Source organism: Micromonospora sp. A3M-1-15 (genome assembly GCF_024213425.1).
Lineage (GTDB): Bacteria > Actinomycetota > Actinomycetes > Mycobacteriales > Micromonosporaceae > Micromonospora > Micromonospora chersina.
Genome location: NZ_JANAVK010000002.1, coordinates 378,608 through 402,579, shown reverse-complemented (window position 1 = coordinate 402,579; position 23,972 = coordinate 378,608). Strand labels below are relative to the sequence as shown.

The following is a 23,972-nucleotide window of genomic DNA, read 5'->3' as shown; positions in this document are numbered from 1 at the left end:
TCCTGTCAGCGGAACCTCAGGGCGGTCGGGCCCTGCACCTTCGAGCCCCGGCGCTGCTTGGCCGGCATGGCGGCGAGCTTCTCGCGCAGCTCGACGGCGTAGGCGGCGAGCGCCTCCACCAGGTCGGGCACCGAGGCGTGCGGCGGCTGCACGTCGACCCGCAGGCCGAACTCCGTGGCGGTCTCCGCCGTCTTGGGCCCGATAACGGCAACAACGGTACGCGCGTGCGGCTTCCCCGCGATGCCGACCAGGTTCCGGACGGTGGAGGACGAGGTGAAGAGCACCGCGTCGAACCCGCCCGACTTGATCGCGTCGCGGATCTCGGCCGGCGGCGGCGCGGCCCGGACGGTCCGGTACGCGGTCACGTCGTCGACCTCCCAGCCCCGCTCGGTGAGCCCGGCGGCCAGGGTCTCGGTGGCGATGTCGGCGCGCGGCAGCAGCACCCGGCCGACCGGGTCGAGGATCTCGTCGTGCGGCGAGAACTCGGCCAGCAGGCCCTCGGAGGACTGCTCCCCGGAGGGGATCAGCTCCGGCTGGATGCCGAAGGCGCGGACCGCCTCGGCGGTGGCCTCGCCGATGCAGGCGATCTTGACGCCGCCGAAGTGGCGGGCGTCCAGGCCGTGCTCGGCGAACTTCTCCCAGACCGCCCGGACCGCGTTGACCGAGGTGAAGATCACCCAGGCGTACCGGCCGTCGACCAGGCCCTTGACCGCCCGCTCCATCTGGGCCGGCGTGCGCGGCGGCTCGACCGCGATGGTCGGCACCTCGCACGGGATCGCCCCGTACGCGCGCAGCCGCGCGCTCATGGCGCCGGCCTGCTCCTTGGTGCGGGGTACGAGCACCTTCCAGCCGTACAGCGGCCGGTTCTCCCACCAGCTCAGCTTGTCGCGGTCGGAGACGCCCGCGCCGACGGTGAGCACCACCCGGCCGGTGAAGCCGAGCGCCGCCGCGACGAAGGAGTCCACGGTCGACGTGGTGGTGTACTGCGTCTCGCCGGTGCCGTCGCCGGTCACCCCGACGGCGGTGGTGCCCTCCACCCCGGCGGCCAGCAGGCCGTCCCGGATGGCGGCCAGGTCACCGGCGTCCACCGCGATGGCCAGCGAGCCGCGGGCGACGGCGGCGGCCAGCGCGTCGAAGTCCAGCGTGGTGACGTCCTCGACGTCGGCGGCGGTGCGCACCCCCGGCAGCGGCACGCCGGCGTAGGTGGCCACGCCCTCGGCCTGGCCGACGCCCGGCACCACCTCGAAGTGCGCGGCGGTACGCGCCACCGCCTGCACCTCCTTGACCACCGAGTCGTGGCCGAACGGGTCACCAGCGACCAGGTGCACGGCGTTCTGGCCGGACCGGGCCGCGGAGATCAGCACCTTCGCCACGTCCCCCGGCACACCCTCGGCGGGGCTGAACTCGGCGTCGGACCTGGCCTGGGCGCGGACGTGGTCGAGCAGCGACTCGGGGACTCCCCGGTCGTACACCACCTGGTCGGCGTCCACCAGGGCGTCCAGCGCCCGGCGGGTCAGCAGGCCCGGGTCGCCGGGACCGGCCCCGACGAACGCGATCCGGCCTACGGGCTTACGGGTGCGGGTCATTCTGTGCTCCCAAATTGCTGGGTCCCCGGGCCGGCGTGTCCTTCTTGGCCGAGGATCGAGTCGGCGCCGAGTTCGAGGAGTTCGGCGGCGAGTGCCTTGCCGATCTCCGCCGCGTCGGCGGGCGTTCCGGTGCGGGACAGCCGGATGTCACGGGTGCCGTCCGGGCTGATCACCGCCCCGCGCAGGTAGATCTCATCGCCACCCTCGCCACCGGCGAGCGAGCTGGTCGGCTCACCCTCGGCGATAACGGCATAGGCGGCGACGGGTGCGCTGCACCCGGCCTCCAGGGTGGCCAGCAGTGCCCGCTCCGCGACGACCGCGGCGCGGGACGGTGCGTGGTCGAGCACGCCGAGCAGCTCGACCAGGTCCTGGTCGTCGATCCGGCACTCCACGGCCAGCGCGCCCTGGGCGGGTGCCGGCAGCATCAGCATCGGATCGAGCGTCTCGGTGATGACGTCGGTCCGGCCGAGGCGGGCGAGTCCCGCCCGGGCCAGCACGACGGCGTCGAGGTCCGCGTCGAGGCCGAGCACCCGGCCGAGGCGGGTGTCGACGTTGCCGCGGATCGGGGTGACCTCCAGCTGCATGCCGAGGGCGTGCAGCTGGGCGATGCGGCGCAGCGCGCCGGTGCCCACCCGGGCGCCGGGCGGCAGCTCGGCGAGGGTGCGGCCGTCACGGGCGACCAGCGCGTCCCGCGGGTCCTGCCGCTGCGGCACGGCGGCGATGTGCAGGCCGGGCGCCGCCGCGGTGGGCAGGTCCTTGTACGAGTGGACGGCGAAGTCGATCTCCCGGGCGGTCAGCGCGTCCCGCAGCGCGGAGACGAAGACGCCGACGCCGAGGCGGTGCACCGGGGCCGTGGAGCGGTCGCCGGCGGTGACCACCTCGACCAGCTCGACCGGGCGGCCGGTGGCCGCGGTGAGGGCCTCGGCGACGTGGCCGGACTGGGCCATCGCCAGGGCGCTGCCCCGGGTGCCGAGGCGCAGGGGGGCGGTCATCGCGCACCTCCGGTGGGCGGGGTGGTGTCGGCCGGCATGGCGATCTCGGCCTCCATCACGTCGGGGACGGTGTCGACCGGGGAGGTCTGCGGCACCTGGAGGTCGAACAGCTCGCGCAGCAGGGCGGCGTACTGGTCGCCACCGGGCTCGGCGGCGAGCTGGCGGACCCGGACGGTCGGCTGGTGCAGCAGCCGCTGCACCACCCGGTGGACCGTGCGGGCGACCTCGGCGCGCTGGTCGTCGGTGAACTCGGGGCGGCGCTGGGCGAGCCGGCGCAGTTCGGCGGTGACCACGTCGTCGGCGCGCCCGCGCAGGGCCGCCACGGTGGGGGCCACGTCGGCGCCGCGCAGCCAGCTCAGGAAGGCCTCGACCTCGCCGGCAACGATCCGGGTCACCTCGGCGGCGTCGGCGGCGGCCGGGCCGTCGGCGAGGATCGCCGCCATCCGGTCGATGTCGATCACCTCGACGCCGGGCAGCGCGGCGACGCCCTCCTCGACGTCGCGCGGGACGGCCAGGTCGAGCAGGACCAGCGGACCCCGGGCGGGGTCGCGGCGGGCCAGCGCCCGGGTCACCACGTCGCGGGTCAGGACCGGTTCGGTCGCCGCGGTGGCGGCCACCACGATGTCCACCGTGGTGAGCGCGTCGACCAGCTCGGCCATCGGCACGGCGGCCGCGCCGTACGACTCGGCCAGCCGGACGGCCCGGGCGGCGCCCCGGTTGGTGACGGTGAGCGGGCCGGCGCCCAGGCGGGAGAGGGTGGCCACGCTCAGCGAGCCCATCGCCCCGGCGCCGACGATCATGGCGGGCCGGCCGGTCAGGTCGCCGTCGAGCAGGCCGGCGGCCAGGTCGAGGGCGGCGGTGACGACGCTCTGACCGGCCCGGTCGATGTTGGTCTCGGCGTGCGCGCGCTTGCCCACCCGCAGCGCCTGCTGCATCAGCTCGTGCAGCAGCCGCCCGGCGGAGTCGGCGCCGCTGGCCGAGTGGTACGCGTCGCGGAGCTGGCCGAGGATCTGCGCCTCGCCGACCACCATCGAGTCCAGCCCGGCGGCGACCCGGAAGACGTGGTCCACGGCGGCGGCGTCGTAGTGCACGTAGAGGTGGGTGGCGAGCGCCGCCGGCGGGGCGCCGGCCTGCTCGGCCAGGACCGCGCAGATGTCCCCGAGGCCGCCGTGGAAGCCGGAGACGGCCGCGTACACCTCGACGCGGTTGCAGGTGGAGACGAGCACGGCCTCGGCGACGTACGGCTGGGCGACCAGGCGGTCCAGGGTGCGGGTGAGGTCCGCGGGCGGGACCGCCAGCTGCTCCAGCGTGGCGACCGGGGCGGTGCGGTAGGACGCGCCGACGACGAGCAGTTTCACGTGCCGATCGCCTCCTGGGTGTCGGTGGCCGCGAGCCCGCCGGGGAGCGCGGTCAGCGACGCCTTGCGGTGCTCGTGGAAGGACAGGATCTGCAGCTCGATCGCGAGGTCGACCTTGCGCACGTCGACCCCCTCCGGAACCGAGAGTACGCAGGGAGCGAAGTTGAGGATGCTCGTCACGCCGACCGCCACGAGCTGATCGGCGACCGCCTGGGCGGCCGGCGCGGGGGTGGCGATCACGCCGATCGAGATCGACTCCTCGACGGCGACCCGGGCCAGGTCGTCGACGTGCTGGACGACCAGCCCGTTGATCTCCTCGCCGACCCGGGCGCGATCGGCATCGAAAAGGGCGGCGATGCGGAAGCCGCGGCTGGCGAAGCCGTCGTAGCCGGCCAGGGCGTGACCGAGATTACCCACGCCGACCAGCGCGACGGAGCGGCACTGGGTGAGCCCGAGCACCGACTCGATCTGCTCGATCAGCAGGGTCACGTCGTAGCCGACGCCCCGGGTGCCGTACGAGCCGAGGTGGGAGAGGTCCTTGCGGAGCTTCGCCGAGTTGACCCCGGCGGCGTTGGCCAGCCCCTCGCTGGAGACCGTCTCGTGGCCGGTCTCGGCGATCGCGTGCAGGGCGCGGAGGTATTCCGGGAGCCGCGCGACGGTCGCCTCGGGCAGTTCCGGGAGCGCCGGCACGGCACCGGCTCGGCCGGGCGCGCCAGGGTGACGGTGCTGACTCATGAGACTCCGTGCGGTGCGATCCTCGACCAGCGACGGTGACCGGCCGTTCCGGGACTCCCGCTGGCGACCGATGTTGCCGGCTGTGCTAGCAGGGCGCGTCGGAACTACAGAGTAGGCGCTTGTGAAGAGGTGCACAAATCGCGATCTTGATAGCTCGCGACGCGCCTCCACCTGCCCCTCCATTCCGACAAGATCGATAGACGGAGCTCCCTCGGCGCCGCGTGGCGATTATTGCTCAATCCCGACTTCTCTGACCAATCGCGCGCGCCCGGTAGCGCTGTGTCACCGTCGGGGAGAGGCGCGTCTCACGTCCGGGAGGCGCGGAGGTAGGGAGAACCCCACCCCGGAGAGGCCCGTGCACGGGATGGGTCGGGCCCGCCCCGGCCCATAGCCTCGGAGCATGACCGCCGTACCGCTGGGCGCCGCGCCCACCCCCACCACACCCGTCCGGGGCCTCGTCCGCCAGCTCCTGCGCGACTCCGGCTACGTGCTCTTCAGCCTCCCGCTGGCGCTGGTCGGCTTCGTGCTGGCCGTGGCCGGCATCTCGCTCACCGCCGGGCTGCTGGTCACCACGCTCGGCCTGCCGGTCCTCACCGGCACCCTGTACACGGCCCGGGGGCTCGCCGACCTGGAACGGCTGCGGCTGCCCGCCGTGCTGCGCCAGCCCCGGGTCCGCCCGGTGTACCTGGCGCCCGAGCGGGGCGCGGGCTTCTGGCGGCGGGTCCTCACCCCGATGCGCGACCCGCAGTCCTGGCTCGACCTGCTGCACGCCTTCATCCGGCTGCTGGTGACCCTGCCCACCTTCGTGGTGGTGGTGGTCTGGTGGGCGCTGGCAGTCACCGGCACGCTCTACGGCGCATACGACTGGGCCATCCCGCGCGGCCCCGGCGACCAGGACCTCAGCCAGCTCCTCGGGATGGGCGACGGCGCCGGGGCGCGGGTCGCACTGAACACCGCGATCGGGCTGTTCGCCCTGTTCACCCTGCCCCTGGTGGCCCGGGCCTGCGCCCGGATCCAGGCCGCCCTGGCCTACTCGCTGCTCACCGGCGTGGCCGAGATGCGGCAGCGGATCACCACGCTGGAGGAGCAGAAGCGGGCCGCGGCGTCCGCGGAGGCGTCCGCCCTGCGCCGGCTGGAGCGGGACATCCACGACGGCCCGCAGCAGCGCCTGGTCCGCCTCGCCATGGACCTGAGCCGGGCCCGCCAGCAGCTCGCCGCCGACCCGGAGGCGGCCCGCCGGACCCTGGACGAGGCGGTCAGCCAGACCCGGGACACCCTCGACGAGCTGCGCGCCCTGTCCCGGGGCATCGCCCCGCCGATCCTGGTCGACCGGGGCCTGCCCAGCGCCCTGGCCGCGCTCGCCGCCCGCGCCCTGGTCCCCACCGAACTGGTGGTCGACGACGAGCTGGGCACCGCCGGCGGGCGGCTCGACCCCGGGCTGGAGAGCACCGCGTACTTCGTGGTGGCCGAGGCCCTGACCAACGTCGCCAAGCACAGCCGGGCCGCCGCCTGCCGGGTCGAGGTGACCCGCAAGGTCGGCCGGCTGGAGATCACCGTGGCCGACGACGGTGTCGGCGGCGCCCACCTGGCCAAGGGTCACGGGCTGAGCGGCATCGCCGACCGGATCCGGGCTGCCGGCGGGACCCTGGAGGTGGCCAGCCCGACCGGCGGGCCGACCCGGATCCACGCGGAACTCCCCCGGTGACACCGCCGCCGGGCGGCACGCCGGACCGGAACACGGCCGCGCTGTGGATCCAGGACGTGATAGACACCGGACCCATGCGGGTGGTGATCGCGGACGACGCCGTACTGCTCCGGGAGGGGCTGGTCCGGCTGCTGACCGAGTCGGGACACGAGGTGGTGGCCGCCGTCGGTGACGGGGACGCCCTGGTCGAGGCGGTGGTGGCGCACCGGCCGGACGTCTCGGTGGTGGACGTGCGGATGCCGCCGTCGCACACCGACGAGGGGCTGCGGGCGGCCGTGGAGGCGCGCCGGCGGGTGCCTCGTACGCCGGTCCTGGTGCTCTCCCAGTACGTCGAGGTGTCGTACGCCGACGACCTGCTCGCCACCACGGGCGGTGGGGCCGGCGGGGGCGGGATCGGCTACCTGCTCAAGGACCGGGTGGCCGCGATCGACGAGTTCTTGGACGCGCTGGCCCGGGTCGCCGGCGGCGGCACGGTGCTGGACCCGGAGGTGATCAGCCAGCTTCTGGTCCGGCGCCGCCGCAACGACCCGCTGGCGGAGCTGACCCCCCGCGAACGCGAGGTGCTCGCCCTGATGGCGGAGGGCCGCTCCAACACCGCCATCGCCCGCGCCCTGGTGGTCAGCGACGGCGCTGTCGAGAAGCACGTCCGGAACATCTTCACGAAGCTCGACCTGCCCCCCGACGCCACCAACCACCACCGGCGGGTCCTGGCCGTCCTCACCCACCTCCGCGCCTGAGGCGCCCGGCGGGATCAGAAGGTCTGCGCGAGGGCGACCGCCCGGGTGAGGGTGTCGGCCACCGGGTGCGTGGAGGTGCGCAGGCGCGCGGGGTCGGAGAGGCCACCGGTGTAGAGGACGCAGGCGGCCCCCACCGAGGCGGCGGCGTCGCCGTCGTCCAGGCAGTCGCCGATCAGCACCACCTCACGGCCGTCGAGGCCCAGCTCGGCGAGGTGCTTCTCCAGCCACTCCGCCTTCGGGCCGCCGCCGACCGCGGCGCGCAGCCCGTCCACCCGGGCGAAGTGCGGGGTCAGCCCGTACGTGTGCACCGTGGGCACCAGCTCGTCGTGGAACCACATGGACAGCAGCGACTGGCTGCCCGGCCAGGCGGCGATCGCGGCGGTGGCGTCGGCGGCCAGCGCGCAGCTCGTCAACCCGGCCCGGTACGCCTCGTGGAAGACCCGGTCGAGCCGGCCGAACGACTCGTCGTCGATCGCCCGGCCGAGCATCTCGGCGTAGTAGTCGGCGATCGGGCGGCGGAACCGCACCCGGTGCTCGTCGGCGGTGACCACCGGACCGCCGGCGCTGGCGAAGGCGACGTTGGTGGCCCGCACCACCAGGTCGAGGTCGTCGAGGAGGGTTCCGTTCCAGTCCCACACCAGGTGGCGGCGCGCAGCGGTCATCGCTGCACTGTAAGGGGCGGCTCAGAGCTGCGGGGTGGTGAGGTCCCGCAGCAGCCGCTCCTCCTCGACCCGCCAGTAGCCGTGCTCCTTGCCGTCGAGCAGCACCACCGGCAGCCGGTCGCCGTACTCGCGTTCCAGCTCCAGGTCGCCCGTCACGTCCTTCTCGATCCAGCGGTCGCCGGTCACCGCCACCACCCGGTCGAGCGCCGCCTTCGCGTCCTCGCAGAGGTGGCAGCCGGGCCGGGTGATCAGGGTGAGCCGGGCGTCACTGGACATCGGATACCTCCGTGCGGATCTCGGTCGGCGGCGCGGGCGCGGGCACCGGGGGCGCCGCCGGGCGGAGCTCGGTCTTGCGTACCTTGCCGATCGCCGAGTGGGGCAGGCGGTCGACGAACTCGACGGCGGTCGGGCACTTGAACCGGGCCAGGTTACGCGCGCAGTGGCCGAGCAGCTCCTCCGTCGTCACCGTCGAGCCGTCCGCCCGCACCACGTACGCCCGGACAGTCTCGCCGGTCCGCGGGTGCGGCATGCCCAGGACGGCCGACTCGGCCACCCCGGGGTGCGCCTGGAGCACCAGCTCCACCTCGTGCGGATAGACGTTGAACCCGTTGACCAGGATCAGCTCGCCGAGCCGGTCGACCAGGAAGAGGTCCCCGTCGGAGTCGGCGTACGCCACGTCGCCGGTGGGCCACCAGCCGTCCGGGGCCGGCCCGCCGCGCCCGTCCGGCCAGTAGCCGTCGAAGAGGTTGTCGCCGCGCACCACGATCTGTCCCGGGTCGGTGCCCGCCGGGTCGTCGGAGAGGTGCAGCTCGTCGGCGTCCTCCTCGGCCGTGGGCACCCCGTCGCGCCACAGCTCCGCGCCGTCGGACCCGACCAGGCGCAGCTCGACGCCGGGCAGCGGGCGGCCGATGGAGCCCGGCTTCGGCTCGCCCCCGACCAGGGTGGAGGTGAGCACCGGCGCGGTCTCGGTGAGCCCGTACCCGACGTGCACCGGGTGCCCGGTCACCTCGGTGAAGCGCGCCCCGGCGGCCGGCGGCAGCGGCGCCGCGCCGCACACCGCGACCCGCACCGAGTCCAGCGCCCCGGGGTGGTCGCCCGCCGCGTCGGCCCAGGCCAGGAACATCGACGGTACGCCCACCAGCACGCTGACCCGGTGCCGGGCGATCTCGTCGAGCACCCCGGTCGGGCCCGGCTCGTCGACGAGCACCCCGGTCGCGCCGTGGTGCACCACGGCCCCCAGCCCGGAGTTCAACCCGTACGCGTGGAAGAGCGGCAGCGCGAGCAGCACGGTGTCGTCGGGGCCGACCACCGGCGGGTCGATCCGGTCGACCTGGTCGTGGTTGGCGGCCAGGGCCCGGTGCGACAGCATCGCCCCCTTGGGCCGGCCCTCGGTGCCGGAGGTGTAGAGCAGGACGGCGAGGTCGTCCCCGTCCCTGGCCGGGTAGCCGGCCGCCCCGTCACCGCCGGTGACCGGCGGGGTGGTGTGCACGGCGGTGAGCGCGGGCAGGTCGCCGGTGGGCACGCGGTCGACCACCTCGGCCGCGCCGACCAGCACGGCGGCCCCGGAGTCGGCGAGCACGTGCCGCAGCTCCCGGGGCGTGAAGCCCGGGTTGACCGGCACCGCCACCAGGCCGGCGCGGAGCACGGCCAGGTAGGTGACCACGAAGTCCGGGGTGTTGCCGAAGGCGATCGCCACCCGGGGCGGATGGCCGTCCGGAGCGGACGGTGGCGCCGCCGCGGCCAGGGCGCGGGCGGTCGCGGTCACCGAGGCGTCCAGAGCGGACCAGGTCAGCGTCCGGTCGCGCCAGTGCAGCGCGGGACGGTCACCGTCGACGGCGGCCGCGCGGCGGAGCCGGTCGGCGAGGTTCGGCGCGGAGCTGTGGGCTGCGTCCTGCACGGTGGCTGAGTCTGGCACAGCCGCGTCCGCCCGGCCACGCCCGAGCGCCGGGGAGGCCGCGTGGCGGGCAACGAGTCCGGCCCCACCGGACACGCCGGGCCGCGGTCCCCTCGACGGGACTGGCCACCCCGCCAAAAGGAATTCCCGAACGTGGGAAGGGGCCCTCCACCGGTCGGCCGACGGGATTGTCCGGGCAGCCGGAACCGCACCGGCCGGGCCGCCGCCGCGACACGCCGAGGCCGCAACAAAATTGGCTCCGACCAGGACTTTCCACTCCGGACCAGGTGGCGACGCGAAAGTCAACCGCACACGACGGACAACGCGTCCGCCATTTGTGCGACGGGACCGGAAATACTTCCGCTCTGTGTAACGGACTTGCCACGCGTGGGTGACGTTGGCCCTATCATCACTCGGGTCGGCTCACCCCATTTGCCGTGAGTCGACACCCCTCAGCCCGAGGAGGCCCCCGTGCCTGTGAGCGCATTGGACCAGCACCTCAAGGAGACGTGCCGCCCGTCGGCACGTCCCGGAACGGCCGCGCCCGGTCGGGGCGTACCCGGTCCCGCCGCGACGTCGCGGCGGCCGGTGCGGCCGTGCCCCGCCTGCATCGGGGAGGCGCGGTGACCACCTTCGGTTATGCGGACCGGCCGGCCGGAGTGACCGGCCCGACCCAGCGAACACCCGTCAACGAGCGCCTGGAGCCCGCTCCACGGGCCGCGTCCGACGGGACGCGCGGTCTCGCGGTGCGCGGCGAGGGGCGGCGGGTCCGCAACCGGACGCACCACAACGAGGCGCCGCCGCGCCCGGCGACGCCCGGCGGCAACGCGAAGCCCGCCGCCGGCCGGCTCGGCGCGCCGTCCCGGCCCACCATGCCGGCCCAGGGCCGGCGCGGTGAGGCCGCGGCGAACAGCGAGCCCTCGGCCGCCGAGACCGCCGTCCTGCCCGCGGTGACCACCGGCGACACGGCGGTGCTGCCGGCCGTCCCGGCCGCCGCCGCCCCGGCCACCGGCTTTCCGAGCCGCCCCGACCCGTCCGACCCGGCTATCGAGGTCTGGGCGCTGGTCGAGCGGGCGCAGGCCGGCGAGGCCGAGGCGTTCGGCCTGATCTACGACCGGTACGTCGACACCGTCTTCCGGTTCGTCTACTTCCGGGTCGGCAACCGCCAGCTCGCCGAGGACCTCACCTCCGACACGTTCCTCCGGGCGCTCAAGCGGATCGGCAGCTTCACCTGGCAGGGGCGCGACCTGGGGGCCTGGCTCGTCACCATCGCCCGCAACCTGGTCGCCGACCACTTCAAGTCCGGCCGCTACCGGCTGGAGGTGACCACCGGCGACGTGCTCGACGCCGACCGGGAGGACCGGGGGCCCGAGGGCAGCCCGGAGGCCGCGGTGGTCGAGCACATCACCAACGTCGCCCTGCTCACCGCCGTCAAGCAGCTCAACCCGGAGCAGCAGGAGTGCATCGTGCTCCGCTTCCTCCAGGGCTTCTCGGTGGCCGAGACGGCCCGCGCCATGGGCAAGAACGAGGGCGCCATCAAGGCGTTGCAGTACCGGGCGGTCCGGGCCCTGGCCCGGTTGCTGCCGGACGGCTTCCAGCCCTGACCCGACCCGTCCGCACCCGCCCGGCGAGCACCCCGGGCGCGGACCGGCGCGCCCTCCGAACCTCGTGACGGCGATCACTCTTGGTGATTTCGCCACCGACCGGGCCGTAACCGGCTAGCGGCGCGAACCGTTTCTCCGGGTGCGACCAGTGGTTGTCCCGGCGTCCCCCGGGCCACCCGGTCCGGCGGGTCAGGTCGGCCGTCCCGGTCGACCGTCGGCCACACGCTGCCACCGGTCGCTGGTGACGACGACGGCCAGAGCGGCCGTGACCAGCGAGAGGGGGTGCCTGCGGTGGACAGCGACCTCTTCTCCCGTCGGCGTGCCGAGCGCTTCGCGCAACTCCTCGACGAGGCCAACGGCGGCCGGCGGCACCACGTCCGTTCCCGGGCCGACGACGAACTCGCCGCGCTCGTCGCGGTGAGCCGGCGGCTCACCGCCGACCGGCCGGACGTCGAGGTGGACACCGAATTCCGCACCGGGCTGCGGGCGATGCTCGTGGCCACCGCCGAGCGCGAGGGCGTCACCGCACCGGCGAAGACCGGCGTCCGTGGCTCCCTGCTGCCGGCGATGACCGGGCGACGGGCCCGGGCCCGGGGCGCGATCCTGGTCGGCGTGGCCGCCGGCGCGATCGCCCTCTCCGGCATCTCCGCCGCCAGCGAGAACGCGGTGCCCGGCGACGCCCTCTACGGCATGAAGCGCTCGACCGAGCGCGCCCAGCTCGCCCTGGCCAGCTCCGACATCAGCCGGGGTCAGCTCTTCCTCGACTTCGCCCGCACCCGGCTCGACGAGGCCGCCACGGTCCGCGACGACCGGCTCGGCTTCAGCGCCGTGCTGGACGACATGGACGCCGACACCCGGCAGGGCGTACGCCTCCTGACCACGGTGGCCGCGCAGCGCTCCGACCCGGCGGCGCTGGACGCCGTCGACACGTTCCTCGGCGGCCAGCGCCGGGCGGTCAGCGGGCTGCTCGACCGGTCCGACCACGCCGACCGGGACCGCACCCGCCGCTCGCTCGCCCTGCTCGACGCGGCCGGCCGACGCGCCGGCGCGCTCCGCGAGGCGATCGCCTGCGGGCTGCCGGCCCCGGCGGCCAGCGACGCGCTCGGGCCCGCCCCGACGACCTGCCCCGGCGACCGCTGAACCCGCCCGGGACAGCCGTTCACGCCACACTTCTCCCGCCGGACATCCGCCCGTCACACGGCGCCGGATAGGCTCGGTACGGAGGGCGTACGCGGTCGTCGAGGGGAGGTCGCCGTGACCCGGAGCCGCAAGGTGACGGTCAGCACCGACGTCCACGGGCACACCGCCGGCTGGTCGGAGACCCCGGAGGCACCCCCGGCCACCCCCACCCCCGACCCGACGGCCGCCGCGTTCTTCGACGTGGACAACACGATGATGCAGGGCGCCTCGATCTACTGGTTCGCCCGCGGGTTGGCCGCCCGGAAGTACTTCACCACCGGTGACCTCGCCCGGTTCGCCTGGCAGCAGGCGAAGTTCCGGCTGCTCGCCACCGAGCACGCCGGCGACATGTCGCAGGCCAAGGAGGCGGCGCTCGCCTTCGTCCAGGGCTGGCGGGTCGACGACGTCGAACGCCTCACCGAGGAGATCTTCGACGAGCTGATGGCCCCGCGCATCTGGGCCGGCACCCGCAAGCTGGCCCAGCGCCACCTCGACGCGGGCGAGCGGGTGTGGCTGGTCAGCGCGGCCCCCGTGGAGATCGGCCGGGTGATCGCCACCCGGCTCGGCCTGACCGGGGCGATCGGCACGGTGGCCGAGGTGGTCGACGGGGCGTACACCGGCCGGCTGGTCGGCGACCTCATGCACGGCCCGGCCAAGGCCGAGGCGATCACCCAGCTCGCGGCGGTGGAGGGGCTGGAGCTGAGCCGCTGCGCGGCGTACAGCGACTCGGCCAACGACCTGCCGATGCTCTCCACCGTGGGGCGCCCGGTGGCGATCAACCCGGATCCGGCGTTGCTCCGGCAGGCCCGCGAGCGGGGCTGGGACGTCCGCGACTTCCGCACCGGCCGGCGGGCCGTGAAGATCGCCGTGCCGTCCACGGCCGCCGCCGGGCTGGTCGCCGGTGCCGTCACGGCGGGGCTGGCCCTGCACCGCCGCCGGCAGCGCGTCGACTGACGCGCGGCCCGCGGCTCAGGGGCCGAACGGGTCCGGGCGGCGTTCGAGCAGCCGGTGCAGGGTCTGCTGGATGGTCTCCCGCACCTGGTCGGCGAGGTTGAACACGACCAGCGGATCGTCGGCCGAGTCGCGCAGGTGCGCGGTCGGGATCGGCGGGCAGAACTCGATCAGCCACTTGCTCGGCAGCGGCACCATGCCCAGCGGCCCCAGCCAGGGGAAGGTCGGCGTGACCGGGAAGTAGGGCAGCTTGAGCAGCCTCGCCAGCGGCTTGATGTCGGCGAGCATCGGGTAGATCTCCTCGCCGCCGACGATCGCCACCGGCACGATCGGCGTGCCCGTCCGCAGCGCCGCCGAGACGAAGCCGCCCCGCCCGAAGCGCTGGAGCTTGTAGCGGTCGGCGTAGAGCTTGCCGACCCCCTTGAAGCCCTCCGGGAAGACGCCGACCAGCTCGCCGTTGCCGAGCAGCCGCTCCGCGTCGGGGTTGCAGGCCACCGTGCCGCCGGTCTTGCGGGCGATCTCGGAGACCACCGGCATCCGGAAGACCAGGTCGGCGCCGAGCAGTCGCAGGTAGCGGCGCGCCGGGTGCCGGTCGTGCAGCGCGGTCGACAGCACCAGCGCGTCCAGCGCCACGGTGCCGGAGTGGTTCCCGACCACCAGGCCGGCCCCCTCGGCGGGCACGTGCTCGACGCCGCTGACCTCGGTGCGGAACCAGTCCCGGTAGAGCAGCCGGACCAGCGGGTGGAAGACGGCGTCGGTCAGGTCCGGGTCGAAGCCGAACTCGTCCACCTCGTAGTCGCCGGCCAGCCGCCGCCGCAGGAAGGCCAGCCCCTTGGCCACCTTCCGGTCCCAGTGGTCCCCCGGCCGGTCCGCCACCGCCGGCCCGGGCGGGGTCGCGTCGCCCGCGACCGGCCCGTCCGCCGGCTTCTCCGTCACCGCCTTCTTCGCGACGGCCTTCTTGGCGACGGCCTTCTTCGCCACGGTCTTTCTGGCCACGGTTCTCTTCGGGGCGGCGTCGCCCGGCGCGCCCGTCCGCGGGGCCGGGGCCGGCTCGTCGGCGGACGTGTCCGGCTCGTCAGTCGCCGGGGGCGCCGCCTTCATCGCCGGCTCGGCGGCGGCCGCCGTGGCCCGCCGGTGCCCGTTGCGCCGCGCCGGCTCCGCGTCCGGCACGGGCACGGTCAGCGGTACGTCGTACCGCGCCTCGCCCCGCTCCTCGCCCGCGCTCACGAGCGCTCCCGCACGGCGGCCCGGACCTGCCGGATGCCCTCCAGCACCAACTGCTCGGCCGTGGCGAGCTGGTCCCGGGTCACCACGACACCGCCGTGGTGGGCGCGGATGAAGTCGTCGAACGCGGCCGCCGTCGAGCGGGGCGTGAAGCCGTACTCGCGCTCCAGTCTGGTGGTGTCCACCACCCGACCGTGCACGAAGAGGTCGACCTGGTCCAACCCGTAGCGGCCGAAGCCCATGCTGCGGGCGATGGCGGCCGCCCCGGACAGGCCCGGCTCCAGCACGGGCACGGCCACCCGGCCGGCGCGGCGGATGGCCTGCGACAGCGAGAGCACCCCCGGCCCGGCGACGTTGTAGGTGCCGGCGTGCTCCTCGGCGACCGACCGGTGCAGCACCTCCAGGGCGTCGTCGAAGTGGACGAACTGCAACCGCGGGTCGCGGCCGAAGACGGTGGGCACCACCGGCTGGGCGAAGTACCGGGTGAGCGTGGTGTCGGCGGTCGAGCCGATGAACGGCGCGAAACGCAACACGGTCGCCGTGACGTCGGGCCGGCGGCGGCGGAATCCGCGGACGTACCCCTCGATGTCGAGGATGTCGCGGCCGAAACCGCCGCGCGGCACCTCGCGCGGCTCGGTCTCCTCGGTGAAGACGGCCGGGTCGCGGAACGACACCCCGTACGCGGCGGTCGACGAGCGGACCACGAGCTTGCGCAGCCGGGGCGCCCGCTGGCAGGCGGCGAGGAGCTGCATGGTGCCGATGACGTTCTGTTCCTTCATCGCCGATCGGCCGCCCTGCTGCGGGTCGGGGGAGGTGACCAGCGCCAGGTGCACCACGGCGTCGACGTCGAGGTCGACCAGGAGGCCGCCGAGCGAGTCGAGGTCGAGGCGGACCCGCTCGACCCCGGAGAGCAGGTCGTCGAGCTCGGGGTTGGGGGTGGCCGGGTCGACCCCGATGACCCGCTCGATGCGGGGGTCGGCGGCGAGCCGGGCGGCGACGTGCGCGCCGAGGTAGCGGCCGACCCCGGTCACGACGACGACCCCCGGAGCACCTGTGGTGCCGCCGGGGGTCATGTCGTGCGCCTCGGCTGGCAGGCGTGATCGAGCCGGGACGTCCACGGCCTGATCACCTGAGCCTCCGAGGGTCGGCAGGTGGCAAGTGGCGCCGGGTGCCGGGCCGCAGCCCGGCCCCGGTCACTTGCCGAGACGACGACGCTGGACGCGGGTCTTGCGCAGCAGCTTGCGGTGCTTCTTCTTAGCCATGCGCTTGCGGCGCTTCTTGACCACCGAGCCCATACGACAGCCTTTCGATGCAACGTGCGGGGCGGACCGGGAGACACCACGGGACGTGGCGTCGGTGACCGCTTGCGGACAACGGACCGGACCAGCGTGGTGGGCAGGGCACACCAGGTGCGGTCACGGTCGGGGTCCAGGGTAGCCGGAGTGCGTCAGCAGGACCAACGCGCCCCCGTCGATGCCCGTTACGTCGCACTCGCCCGCCTGGCCGCGCGACGTGTCAGGCGGTTTCCTGGAACGCGCCCCGGAGGTATTCGTGCACGGCGTGCTCGGGCACCCGGAACGACCGGCCGACCCGTACCGCGGTCAACTCACCGCTGTGCACGAGACGGTAGACCGTCATCTTGGACACCCGCATGACCGTCGCCACCTCGGCGACGGTCAGGAACCTGACATCCGACAGTCGAGCGTCGGACTGCGACCCGGCCATGGCTCACCGACCCATTCCCATGCCCGGCGCGTGCCGCCGAGCAGGTTGCTTCCCGCCACGACGAGCGACGCGCGTGTTACCAGTACGGTAGCGGGGCGGCTGTGACCGGCGCGATCCCTTCCTTCCTTTGATCATGGAAGACGCCTCGTCCTCCCCGCGTTGAGCTGGTGTTTTTCGCCCGGACGGGTGGCTCGTCCCGGTTCACTCGGCGCGCAACGCCACCACGGGGTCGAGCCGGCCGGCGCGCTGGGCGGGCACCACCCCGAAGACGATGCCGACGGCCGCCGAGACACCGAAGGCGAGCGCCAGGGACCACCAGGTGATCGCCGCCGGGATCGGGGAGACCGCGTCGACCAGCAGCGCGGTGCCCACCCCGAGCGCCATCCCGGTCAGCCCGCCGATCGAGGTGAGCAGCACCGCCTCCAGCAGGAACTGCACGCCGATGTCCCGAGGCCGCGCGCCGACCGCCTTGCGCAGGCCGATCTCGCGGGTCCGCTCTCGTACCGAGACCAGCATGATGTTGGAGACGCCGACGCCGCCGACCAGCAGCGAGATGCCGGCGATAGCGGCCAGCACCCCGGTGAGCACGCCGAGGATGTCGCCGAGCACGCCGAGGATCTGCTGCTGGGTGACCGCGCTGAACTCGGTGTCCGGGTGCCGGCGGGACAGCTCGGCGACGATCCGCTCGCCGAGCTGGTCGATCCGTTCCCGGTCGGGCGCCTTGACCGCGATGCCGTCGATCCGCTGGGTCCCCCAGAGCCGCTGCGCCGCGGTCACCGGGATGTGCACCTCGTCGTCCCGGTCGACGCCGAGGCTCTGCCCGAGCGGGGTGAAGACGCCGATCACCCGGAACCGGACCCCGGCCAGGGTGACCTGCTGGCCGAGCGGGTCCCGGTCGGGAAAGAGCGCCCGGGCCACGGACGCGCCGAGCACCGCCACCCGGCGGCTGGTGTCCACGTCGGCCCCGGTCAGGTAGCGGCCGCGGGCCAGCGAGCGGGTGAAGACCGTCGGGGTGGTCTCCAGCACCCCCTGCACGGTGGTGAAGTCGGACCGCGCGCCGGCCCGCGCCGTCGCGCCGGAGGCGATGGTGACGGCCACCCGGCCGGGGTCGCCGACCACCCGGGAGACGGCGTCGACGTCCTTGAGGTCCAGCGGCGACACCACCGGGGCGGTGCCGACGTCGAGCTTGCCGGGCACCACCAGGAGCAGGTTGGAGCCGAGCCCCTCCACCTGCTGTTCGACCTTCTGCTTGGTGCCGGTGCCGATGGCGACCAGGAGCACCACCGAGGCGACCCCGATGATCACCCCGAGCATGGTCAGCGCGCTGCGCATCCGGTTGGCCCGCAGGGCGTCCAGCGCCACCCGCCAGGCCTCGGCCACCCTCATCCGGCACCCCCGGCCTGCGCGCCGGTCCCGCCGGTGCGCGGAAGGCGTCCGGTGGCTCCGGTGGCGCCACCGGAGCCACCGGACGGGTGCCCCGGGCCGCTTCCGGACGCGGACCGGGGCTCCGCGCTGGGAGCGGCGTCCAGTGTCTCAGGTCGACCGACGCCGCCCGACAGCGGTCGATCATGAACGGTGTCGGACCGGATCAGCCCGTCCCGGACGGCGATCCGCCGGCGGGCCCGGGCCGCCACCTCGGGGTCGTGGGTCACCATGACCAGCGCCACCCCGGACTCGGCGTTCAGCTGTTCCAGCAGCTCCAGCACCGCCTCGCCGGTGGCGCTGTCCAGGTTGCCGGTGGGCTCGTCGGCGAGCAGCACCGCCGGGTCGGTGACCAGGGCCCGGGCGATCGCCACCCGCTGCTGCTCGCCGCCGGAGAGCTGGTTGGGGCGGTGGGTCAGCCGGTGGCCGAGCCCGACCCGGCCGAGCATCGCCGCCGCGCGTTCCCGCCGCTGTCGCGCCCCCACGCCCCGGTAGACCAGGGGCAGGGCCACGTTGTCCACGGCGGACGTCCGGGGCAGCAGGTGGAACGCCTGGAAGACGAAGCCGATGGTCTCGTTGCGCAGGGTCGCCAGCTCCGGCGCGGTCAGGGTGGCCACGTCCCGCCCACCGATCACCAGCCGGCCCCCGGTCGGCCGGTCCAGCCCGCCGAGCAGGTGCATGAGCGTGGACTTGCCCGAGCCGGAGGGCCCGATCACCGCCACGTACTCGCCCTGCGCGATGGTGAGCGACACCCCGCGCAGCGCGGGCACCGACACCCCGTCCAGCTCGTACGTGCGGGACACGTCGACCGCCTCGATCGCGGCGACGCTCACGGCAGCTCCTGGCCGTCGTGGACCTGGTCGGCGCCGCGTACGACGATCCGGTCGCCGGCGCGCACGCCGCTGACGATCTGCACCAGGTCCTGCCCCTGCACGCCCACGGTCACCGGCACCCGGTCGGCCTTCCCGTCGCGCAGCAGCCAGACGGCGTCCCGCCCGTCGGCGTTGAAGACGGCCGAGGCGGGTACGGCCACCGCGTCGGCCGCCTCACGGACCCGAAGGTGGACCACGGCGTTCATGCCGGGACGGGGCGCCGGGGCGGCCTCCCCCTCGCCGAGCCGCCCCGCGCCGAGGCCGAGCCGCACCCGGTAGGTGACCCCGCCCCGCGCCGAGCTGGTCGGCAACATGTCCACCGAGCGGACCGTGGCGTCGTACGTGGCGCCGGTCACCGCGTCCAGCTCGACCGTGGCGGCCAGCCCGGCCCGGACCAGCAGCACGTCGGTCTCGTCCACCTCGGCGAGCAGGCCGAGCTGACCGGTGTCCACCACGGTCAGCACCGGCGTGCCCGCCGTCACCCGGCCACCGGCCGGCACCGCGTCGTCCACCCCCGCCGGCGGGCCGCTCTGCCCGGCCGCGCCGAGGGCCGACGGGTCGACACCCGACACGGCGCCGCCGGCCGCACCGAGCAGCCCGGTGAGGTCGGTCGGGGCGGCCGCCCGGGTCCCGCCCGGCTGCACCACCCCGGGGATCGGGGCGCGCAGGGTCAGCGCGTCGACGGTCGCCTTCGCCAGGTCGTACGCCTGCTGGGCCTGGAGGCGCTGCGCGGTGGACAGCGCGCCGACGGCGCTGTTCAGCCCGGCCACCCCGCGCTGCACGGCGCTGACCGCCCGGTCGGCGGCGCGGGCGGCCGACGCGTACTGCTGCTGCGCCGACTCGACCTGGAGCAGCAGCGCGGCCCGCAGCTGCGGGTCGCCGATCTTCCCGGCGGCCTTGCGCGCGGCGGCGAACGCCTCGGTGGCGGCCCGGTCGGTGTCCCGCCGGCGGCCGCCCAGGTCGCCGGTGCCGACGCCCCGACCCGCCCGCTTCGCGGCCCGGAGCGCCTCGCGGGCCTGCGTCAGCCGGTCCCGCGCGGACGGCGAGTCGATCACAGCGAGCACCTGCCCCCGGGCGACCCGCTGTCCGGGCTGGACACGCAGGCTCGCCAGGGTGCCGTCGGCGGGCGCCGTGAGGGTCGCGGCCGCCCGGGCGGTCACCGTGGCCGGCGCGTCGATCACCTCGGTCACCGCGGAGCGGCCCACCTGGGCCACGGTGACGGCGGGCTTGTCGTCGCCGCACGAGGCGGCGGTGGTGCCGGTCAGCGCGACGGCGGCGAGGAGGGCGGTGACGAGGCGGGGGCGGCGGGCCGCGGGCAGCCGCGGCGAGGGGGTGCGGGCCACCCGGCCCATGCTACGACCCGTCGACCAGCGTCGACGCCTCAGCCGGCGGCCGCGCGCAGGTAGGCCACGCAGTCGTCGTGCAGCCCCGGCCAGGGCTCGCCGAACACCTCGCCGGCGGCCTCGGACATCGACCGGCGCTCGTGCACCACGGCCCGGAAGAAGTCCAGCACCCGCTGCTCCCCGAACCGGTCGACCAGGTGGCGCACGGCCAGGTAACCGATGCCGTAGGCGCCGCCCACCCGGTCGTCGGAGGCGTCGTCGGCCGGGGCCAGCGCGTCGAGCCGGCCGTTCCAGCCGCCCCGGACCAGCTTGCGCGCCTCGGCCAGGCCCTCGTAGCGGTCCACCGGCTGGCCGTCGGCGCCCGCGTACTCGGCCAACCCCTCCACCAGCCACCAGCTCGACCGGTCCGCGTACCCCCCGTCGGGCAGCGACGCGGCGTGGGTCAGCTCGTGCCGGAGCAGGTCGTCGACGCCGCTCGGGGTCAGGCTCTGCGCGTTCAGCACGACGTCGTGGTGCCCGCCGCCGACACCGACCGCGTAGCCGGCGGTCCACTTCGGCCGGCCGCCGCCGTACCAGCGCTGCCACTCGGTGCGGCCCGCGTAGTAGACCAGGTAGCGGTCCGGCGGAAAGCCGTCCACCGCGTACAGGTCGGCGACCGTGGCGGCGGCCTCGGCCTGGGCGAGCAGGCCGGGCAGCTTGGCCCGCAGCGCCGGCGTGGTCGCGACGACGGCCCGCTTCCCGACCGCCACGGCCAGGTCGCTGACCTCCCAGGGCCGCGCGCCGGCCGGCGCCGCGCGGGACTCCTCGACAGCGGTCAGCCGGGGCTCGTCGTCCCCCGTCACCCGCCACCGGGTGCCCAACTCGACGCTGCTCGGCGTGCAGCCCGGCACCACGAAGCAGTAGCCGACGGTCACCGTCAGCCGCCACTCCCCCGGCCGCCGGTCGACCGCCGCCGGCACCCCGTCCGCCACCGGCCGCCACGCGGTGACCCGGAGCGCGCGCAGCGCGGCGTACCGCCGGGTGAGCGCGGGTCGGGCGGCGGGCTCCGCGACGGCGAGGAAGCCAGCCCGGTCACCGTTGAGCAGCGCGGCGGCCTGCCGGTCGAGCTGAGCCGCCATCCGGGCGCCAAGCTGCCGCTCGGCCGCCGTGCCGCGGTCGTCCCGGCCCGCCGCCGGCCGTCCGGCCGCGTCCCGCACCAGCCCGAGCAGGAGTACGCCGGGAACCCCGCACGCCACAAGCACGAGCACCAGCCCCAGCACGGCCCAGAGCCGCCACCGCCGCCGCGCCGGGGGCTCACCACCGGCGACGAGCGGGTGTACGCCGGGAGTGGTGCCCGGGTGACCGGCCGGGTGCGACTGCGGCCCGGGATCCGAAGCGGAGTCCTCCGCAGCGGCAGGCGCGCCCTGAACGGCCGGCCCGCCGCCTCTGGCGGGACCCTCGTGCCCGGCGGGACCCTCGTCGTCGGCCGGACCGGGGTCGCGGGCTGCGTCGTCGTCCTTGGCTGCCGTGGCGCCGTTCGACGCGGCTGCCTGGCCGGGGTCGTCGGTGCCGGTGACGGACGGGTGGCCGGCCGCACCGTCGCCGTCCCGCGGCACGGTGGCCGGCCGCTCGTCGCCGCTCGCCGCCGCTCCGGCGGGCCGCTCGTCACCGTCGGTCACCGGCGAAGGGTACGACCAATCGGGCGATCCGGAAAGAGTCCCCCCGCGCGTCGCGCCAACCCCGATCCACGGTCGCCACCCGGCCGAGATCTTGGTAGGAAACGGCCCCCACAAGGGCCGCAATCGTCCAAGATCCAGGATCGGCTGGTGCTGGTCAGATCTTCTCGCCGGACAGGGTTAGGAGGGTCTTGTCCAGCGCCCAGAGGGCCACCAGCAGCGCGCCGGGCACCGGCCGGCCGGCCAGGGCGAGCAGCAGGCCGCCGGTGAGGAAGCAGGCGGCCTGCACGCCCAGCTTGGCCGGCGCCGGCAGCGCCACGGTGGCGCGGGGCGAGCAGAAGAACCCCCAGACCACGGCGATCGCCAGCGGGGCGCCGAGGCCGGCGAGCAGCCGTACCGGCCAGCCGGCGTCGAGGGTGAATCCCCACCAGCCGGCGGCCGCGAGCAGTGCCAGCTCCAGCAGGAAGATGAGCGTGAGCAGGGCGGCCTTCACCGGGACCTCCAGTTGCGGTACGCGGTGTCCAGCGCGGCCACCATCTCGTCGAACGAACGGTCGATGTCCCGGGGCAGCCCGAACCCGCCGGCCGCCTCGAGGGTGATGAACCCGTGCACCGCGGCCCGGAACATCCTGGTGGCGTCGACCGCGGCGTCGCCGTCGAGGTCGTACCCGCGCAGGATCGCGTAGATCGCGCCGACGGCCCGCTCGGCGGCGGCCAGGTGCTCGGGGTCGTCGGGGTCCGGCGCCCGCTGGGTGGCCGGGTAGCGGCCGGGGTGCCGGCGGGCGTACTCCCGGAAGGCGGTGGCGGTGGCGCGCAGCGCGTCGCCGCCGGCCCGGCCCGCGGCGGCGGTGGTCAGCTCGGTGGCGACCTCGGCGGTGGCGAGCACGGCCAGCTTCTGGTGCAGCGCGTCGACGCCCCTGACGTGCTTGTAGAGGCTGGGCAGCGCCACACCGAGCCGGGCCGCGAGCGCGGCCAGGGTGAGCCGGTCGTGGCCGACCTCGTCGGCGAGCACCGCCGCCTCGCGGACCACGGTCTGCGGGGTGAGGCCGGCCCTAGGCACCGGAGGTCACCGCCAGGAACTCGACCAGGTCGGCGGCGGTGGCGTCGGGCTGGTCGGCGTGCGGGTAGTGGCCGGAGTCGGCGATCATGCGGGCCTCGGCGGTGGCGAAGAGCCGGCGGGCGGCCCGCGCCTCGGCGCCCGGGTCGGGGAAGTCGGGGTCTTTCGTGCCCATCAGCACCAGCACCGGCTGCCGCACCTCCCGGGCCCGCTCGCTCCAGTGCGGGTCGACCGGCGCGACCACTCCGCGCACCGCGGCCATCCGGCCGCGCAACTCGGCGACCATCTCCTTGCGGTAGGCGGCGTCGTCGGCGGGCCGCCCGCAGGGGAACAGGGTGCGGTGGAACATGCCGAACAGCCGCGGGCTGCGCAGCACGACCGCCTGGGCCGCCCGCAGCACCGGGTTGGGCTTGGGTTGGGCGACGAACGGGCTGACCTGCACGATGCCGTTGACCAGCGCGGGGGCGTCGGCGGCGGCGAAGACCACGGCGGCGGCGCTGGACGAGCTGCCGACCAGGGTGGCCGGGCCGCCGCCGAGCGCCCGGACCACGGCGAGCAGGTCGCCGCCGACCTCGGCCGGGGCGTAGCCGGGCCAGCGCGGGCTGGAGTCGCCGTGCCCGCGCACGTCCACCGAGGCGACCCGGTAGCCGGCCGCGACCAGCCGGGGCACCAGGTGGCGGAAGGCCGCCCGGTTCTCCCCCATGCCGTGCGCGAGGACCACGAGCGGCCCCTCCCCGTGCACCTCGTACGCGATGGTTCCGCCGTCCCGCGCCACCTGGCTAACTGTCATAGCCGTAAAGCTAATACCATTAGCTTTACCCGTCAAGGGTTGACCTCAACTCGGGTGGAGGTCGGAGGATCCCGCCCATGCCGCTCACCGCAGACACCCACGTACGCCTGGCCCGCCCGAGTCGCGACCTGGCCGCCGCCGAACGGTTCTGGGCCGACGGCCTCGGCCTGGACGTGCTCTACCGGAGCACCGCCGACGGGCCCGGCGAGCACGACCTCGTGATGCTCGGCTGGCCGGGCGCGGGCTGGCACCTGGAACTGGTCGGCGGCGCCCAGCCGGCCGTCGCGCCGCGCCCCACCGAGGAGGACCTGTTCGTGCTCTACCTCGACGGGCCGGTCGACGACGAACTGGCCGGCCGACTGGAACGGGCCGGCGGGACCAGGGTCTCCGCCGGCCCGTACTGGAACCGCTGGGGGGTGACGTTCGCCGATCCGGACGGCTACCGGCTGGTGCTCTGCACCCGGACCTGGTCGAACGACTGAC

The 23,972-nt window shown here is 75.2% G+C and carries 24 protein-coding genes; 6 read left to right on the top strand and 18 right to left on the bottom strand.

What is annotated here, in order from left to right; translation table 11 throughout:
• Nucleotides 1-5: 5 nt before the first annotated feature.
• The 4 genes from NLX85_RS11630 to NLX85_RS11615 are packed head-to-tail and all read right to left on the bottom strand — an operon-like array spanning nucleotide 6 to nucleotide 4,670.
• Nucleotides 6-1,586 (bottom strand): uroporphyrinogen-III synthase, encoded by a 1,581-nt coding sequence (locus NLX85_RS11630; RefSeq protein ID WP_254334428.1) that lies wholly within the window; start codon nucleotides 1,584-1,586, stop codon nucleotides 6-8.
• Entirely contained in the window at nucleotides 1,583-2,578 is a 996-nt protein-coding gene (gene hemC / locus NLX85_RS11625; protein ID WP_254334426.1) for a hydroxymethylbilane synthase, read from the bottom strand. The genes NLX85_RS11630 and hemC overlap by 4 nt, the downstream gene beginning before the upstream one ends.
• Entirely contained in the window at nucleotides 2,575-3,936 is a 1,362-nt protein-coding gene (locus NLX85_RS11620; protein ID WP_254334424.1) for a glutamyl-tRNA reductase, read from the bottom strand. The genes hemC and NLX85_RS11620 overlap by 4 nt, the downstream gene beginning before the upstream one ends.
• On the bottom strand, nucleotides 3,933-4,670 hold the full coding sequence (locus tag NLX85_RS11615) for a redox-sensing transcriptional repressor Rex (RefSeq protein ID WP_254334422.1): 738 nt from the start codon (nucleotides 4,668-4,670) through the stop codon (nucleotides 3,933-3,935). The genes NLX85_RS11620 and NLX85_RS11615 overlap by 4 nt, the downstream gene beginning before the upstream one ends.
• 400 nt (nucleotides 4,671-5,070) lie before the next feature.
• Here NLX85_RS11615 and NLX85_RS11610 point away from each other — a divergent pair, with 400 nt between their 5' ends.
• Both NLX85_RS11610 and NLX85_RS11605 read left to right on the top strand, forming a co-directional pair.
• Nucleotides 5,071-6,375 carry a sensor histidine kinase gene (locus tag NLX85_RS11610; RefSeq protein WP_254334421.1) on the top strand — a complete coding sequence of 435 codons (1,305 nt, stop codon included), beginning with the start codon at nucleotides 5,071-5,073 and terminating at the stop codon, nucleotides 6,373-6,375.
• A gap of 74 nt (nucleotides 6,376-6,449) precedes the next feature.
• Entirely contained in the window at nucleotides 6,450-7,112 is a 663-nt protein-coding gene (locus NLX85_RS11605; RefSeq protein WP_148430902.1) for a response regulator transcription factor, read from the top strand.
• Nucleotides 7,113-7,126: 14 nt separating this feature from the next.
• On the opposite strand, the gene NLX85_RS11600 is transcribed toward NLX85_RS11605, so the two are convergent.
• The 3 genes from NLX85_RS11600 to NLX85_RS11590 are packed head-to-tail and all read right to left on the bottom strand — an operon-like array spanning nucleotide 7,127 to nucleotide 9,671.
• The gene (locus tag NLX85_RS11600; RefSeq protein ID WP_254334419.1) at nucleotides 7,127-7,774 is read right to left on the bottom strand and encodes an HAD family hydrolase; all 648 of its coding nucleotides are present in this window, start codon (nucleotides 7,772-7,774) and stop codon (nucleotides 7,127-7,129) included.
• Between the two features lie 21 nt (nucleotides 7,775-7,795).
• Nucleotides 7,796-8,050 (bottom strand): glutaredoxin family protein, encoded by a 255-nt coding sequence (locus NLX85_RS11595; protein ID WP_254334417.1) that lies wholly within the window; start codon nucleotides 8,048-8,050, stop codon nucleotides 7,796-7,798.
• Nucleotides 8,040-9,671: an AMP-binding protein gene (locus NLX85_RS11590; RefSeq protein WP_254334415.1), complete on the bottom strand. Its 1,632-nt coding sequence runs from the start codon at nucleotides 9,669-9,671 to the stop codon at nucleotides 8,040-8,042. The genes NLX85_RS11595 and NLX85_RS11590 overlap by 11 nt, the downstream gene beginning before the upstream one ends.
• 620 nt (nucleotides 9,672-10,291) lie before the next feature.
• On the opposite strand from NLX85_RS11590, the gene NLX85_RS11585 reads away from it, so the two are divergent.
• The 3 genes from NLX85_RS11585 (at nucleotide 10,292) to NLX85_RS11575 (ending at nucleotide 13,405) form a co-directional block, all read left to right on the top strand.
• Entirely contained in the window at nucleotides 10,292-11,272 is a 981-nt protein-coding gene (locus NLX85_RS11585; protein WP_254334413.1) for an ECF subfamily RNA polymerase sigma factor, BldN family, read from the top strand.
• Between the two features lie 291 nt (nucleotides 11,273-11,563).
• On the top strand, nucleotides 11,564-12,412 hold the full coding sequence (locus tag NLX85_RS11580) for a DUF5667 domain-containing protein (RefSeq protein ID WP_254334411.1): 849 nt from the start codon (nucleotides 11,564-11,566) through the stop codon (nucleotides 12,410-12,412).
• 114 nt (nucleotides 12,413-12,526) lie between these two features.
• On the top strand, nucleotides 12,527-13,405 hold the full coding sequence (locus NLX85_RS11575) for an HAD family phosphatase (protein ID WP_254334404.1): 879 nt from the start codon (nucleotides 12,527-12,529) through the stop codon (nucleotides 13,403-13,405).
• A gap of 15 nt (nucleotides 13,406-13,420) precedes the next feature.
• Here the strand turns inward: NLX85_RS11575 and NLX85_RS11570 are convergent, their stop codons facing one another.
• The 11 genes from NLX85_RS11570 to NLX85_RS11520 all read right to left on the bottom strand — a co-directional run bounded on the left by NLX85_RS11570 (nucleotide 13,421) and on the right by NLX85_RS11520 (nucleotide 23,489).
• Entirely contained in the window at nucleotides 13,421-14,503 is a 1,083-nt protein-coding gene (locus NLX85_RS11570; RefSeq protein WP_374628090.1) for a 1-acyl-sn-glycerol-3-phosphate acyltransferase, read from the bottom strand.
• A 122-nt stretch (nucleotides 14,504-14,625) separates the two neighbouring features.
• The gene (locus NLX85_RS11565; protein ID WP_254334403.1) at nucleotides 14,626-15,699 is read right to left on the bottom strand and encodes an NAD-dependent epimerase/dehydratase family protein; all 1,074 of its coding nucleotides are present in this window, start codon (nucleotides 15,697-15,699) and stop codon (nucleotides 14,626-14,628) included.
• 120 nt (nucleotides 15,700-15,819) lie between these two features.
• Nucleotides 15,820-15,921 (bottom strand): 30S ribosomal protein bS22, encoded by a 102-nt coding sequence (locus NLX85_RS11560; RefSeq protein ID WP_007465623.1) that lies wholly within the window; start codon nucleotides 15,919-15,921, stop codon nucleotides 15,820-15,822.
• Nucleotides 15,922-16,141: 220 nt separating this feature from the next.
• Nucleotides 16,142-16,351 (bottom strand): helix-turn-helix domain-containing protein, encoded by a 210-nt coding sequence (locus NLX85_RS11555; RefSeq protein ID WP_046564428.1) that lies wholly within the window; start codon nucleotides 16,349-16,351, stop codon nucleotides 16,142-16,144.
• Nucleotides 16,352-16,552: 201 nt separating this feature from the next.
• The gene (locus tag NLX85_RS11550) at nucleotides 16,553-17,737 is read right to left on the bottom strand and encodes an ABC transporter permease (RefSeq protein ID WP_254334401.1); all 1,185 of its coding nucleotides are present in this window, start codon (nucleotides 17,735-17,737) and stop codon (nucleotides 16,553-16,555) included.
• A complete protein-coding gene (locus tag NLX85_RS11545) occupies nucleotides 17,734-18,606 on the bottom strand; it encodes an ABC transporter ATP-binding protein (protein ID WP_254334399.1) in 873 nt (290 codons plus the stop codon). The genes NLX85_RS11550 and NLX85_RS11545 overlap by 4 nt, the downstream gene beginning before the upstream one ends.
• Complete coding sequence (locus NLX85_RS11540) at nucleotides 18,603-19,997, bottom strand: efflux RND transporter periplasmic adaptor subunit (RefSeq protein ID WP_254334398.1); 1,395 nt, start codon at nucleotides 19,995-19,997, stop codon at nucleotides 18,603-18,605. Before NLX85_RS11540 ends, NLX85_RS11545 begins: the two co-directional genes overlap by 4 nt.
• Before the next feature lie 29 nt (nucleotides 19,998-20,026).
• Nucleotides 20,027-21,646, bottom strand: coding sequence for a hypothetical protein (locus NLX85_RS11535; RefSeq protein WP_254334397.1), 1,620 nt, complete (start codon nucleotides 21,644-21,646; stop codon nucleotides 20,027-20,029).
• Between the two features lie 154 nt (nucleotides 21,647-21,800).
• Nucleotides 21,801-22,136 (bottom strand): YrdB family protein, encoded by a 336-nt coding sequence (locus tag NLX85_RS11530; protein WP_254334396.1) that lies wholly within the window; start codon nucleotides 22,134-22,136, stop codon nucleotides 21,801-21,803.
• The gene (locus NLX85_RS33405; protein WP_254334395.1) at nucleotides 22,133-22,702 is read right to left on the bottom strand and encodes a TetR-like C-terminal domain-containing protein; all 570 of its coding nucleotides are present in this window, start codon (nucleotides 22,700-22,702) and stop codon (nucleotides 22,133-22,135) included. The genes NLX85_RS11530 and NLX85_RS33405 overlap by 4 nt, the downstream gene beginning before the upstream one ends.
• A complete protein-coding gene (locus NLX85_RS11520; protein WP_254334394.1) occupies nucleotides 22,695-23,489 on the bottom strand; it encodes an alpha/beta fold hydrolase in 795 nt (264 codons plus the stop codon). Before NLX85_RS11520 ends, NLX85_RS33405 begins: the two co-directional genes overlap by 8 nt.
• A gap of 77 nt (nucleotides 23,490-23,566) precedes the next feature.
• Here NLX85_RS11520 and NLX85_RS11515 point away from each other — a divergent pair, with 77 nt between their 5' ends.
• Nucleotides 23,567-23,971: a VOC family protein gene (locus NLX85_RS11515; protein ID WP_254334393.1), complete on the top strand. Its 405-nt coding sequence runs from the start codon at nucleotides 23,567-23,569 to the stop codon at nucleotides 23,969-23,971.
• Nucleotide 23,972 lies beyond the last annotated feature (1 nt).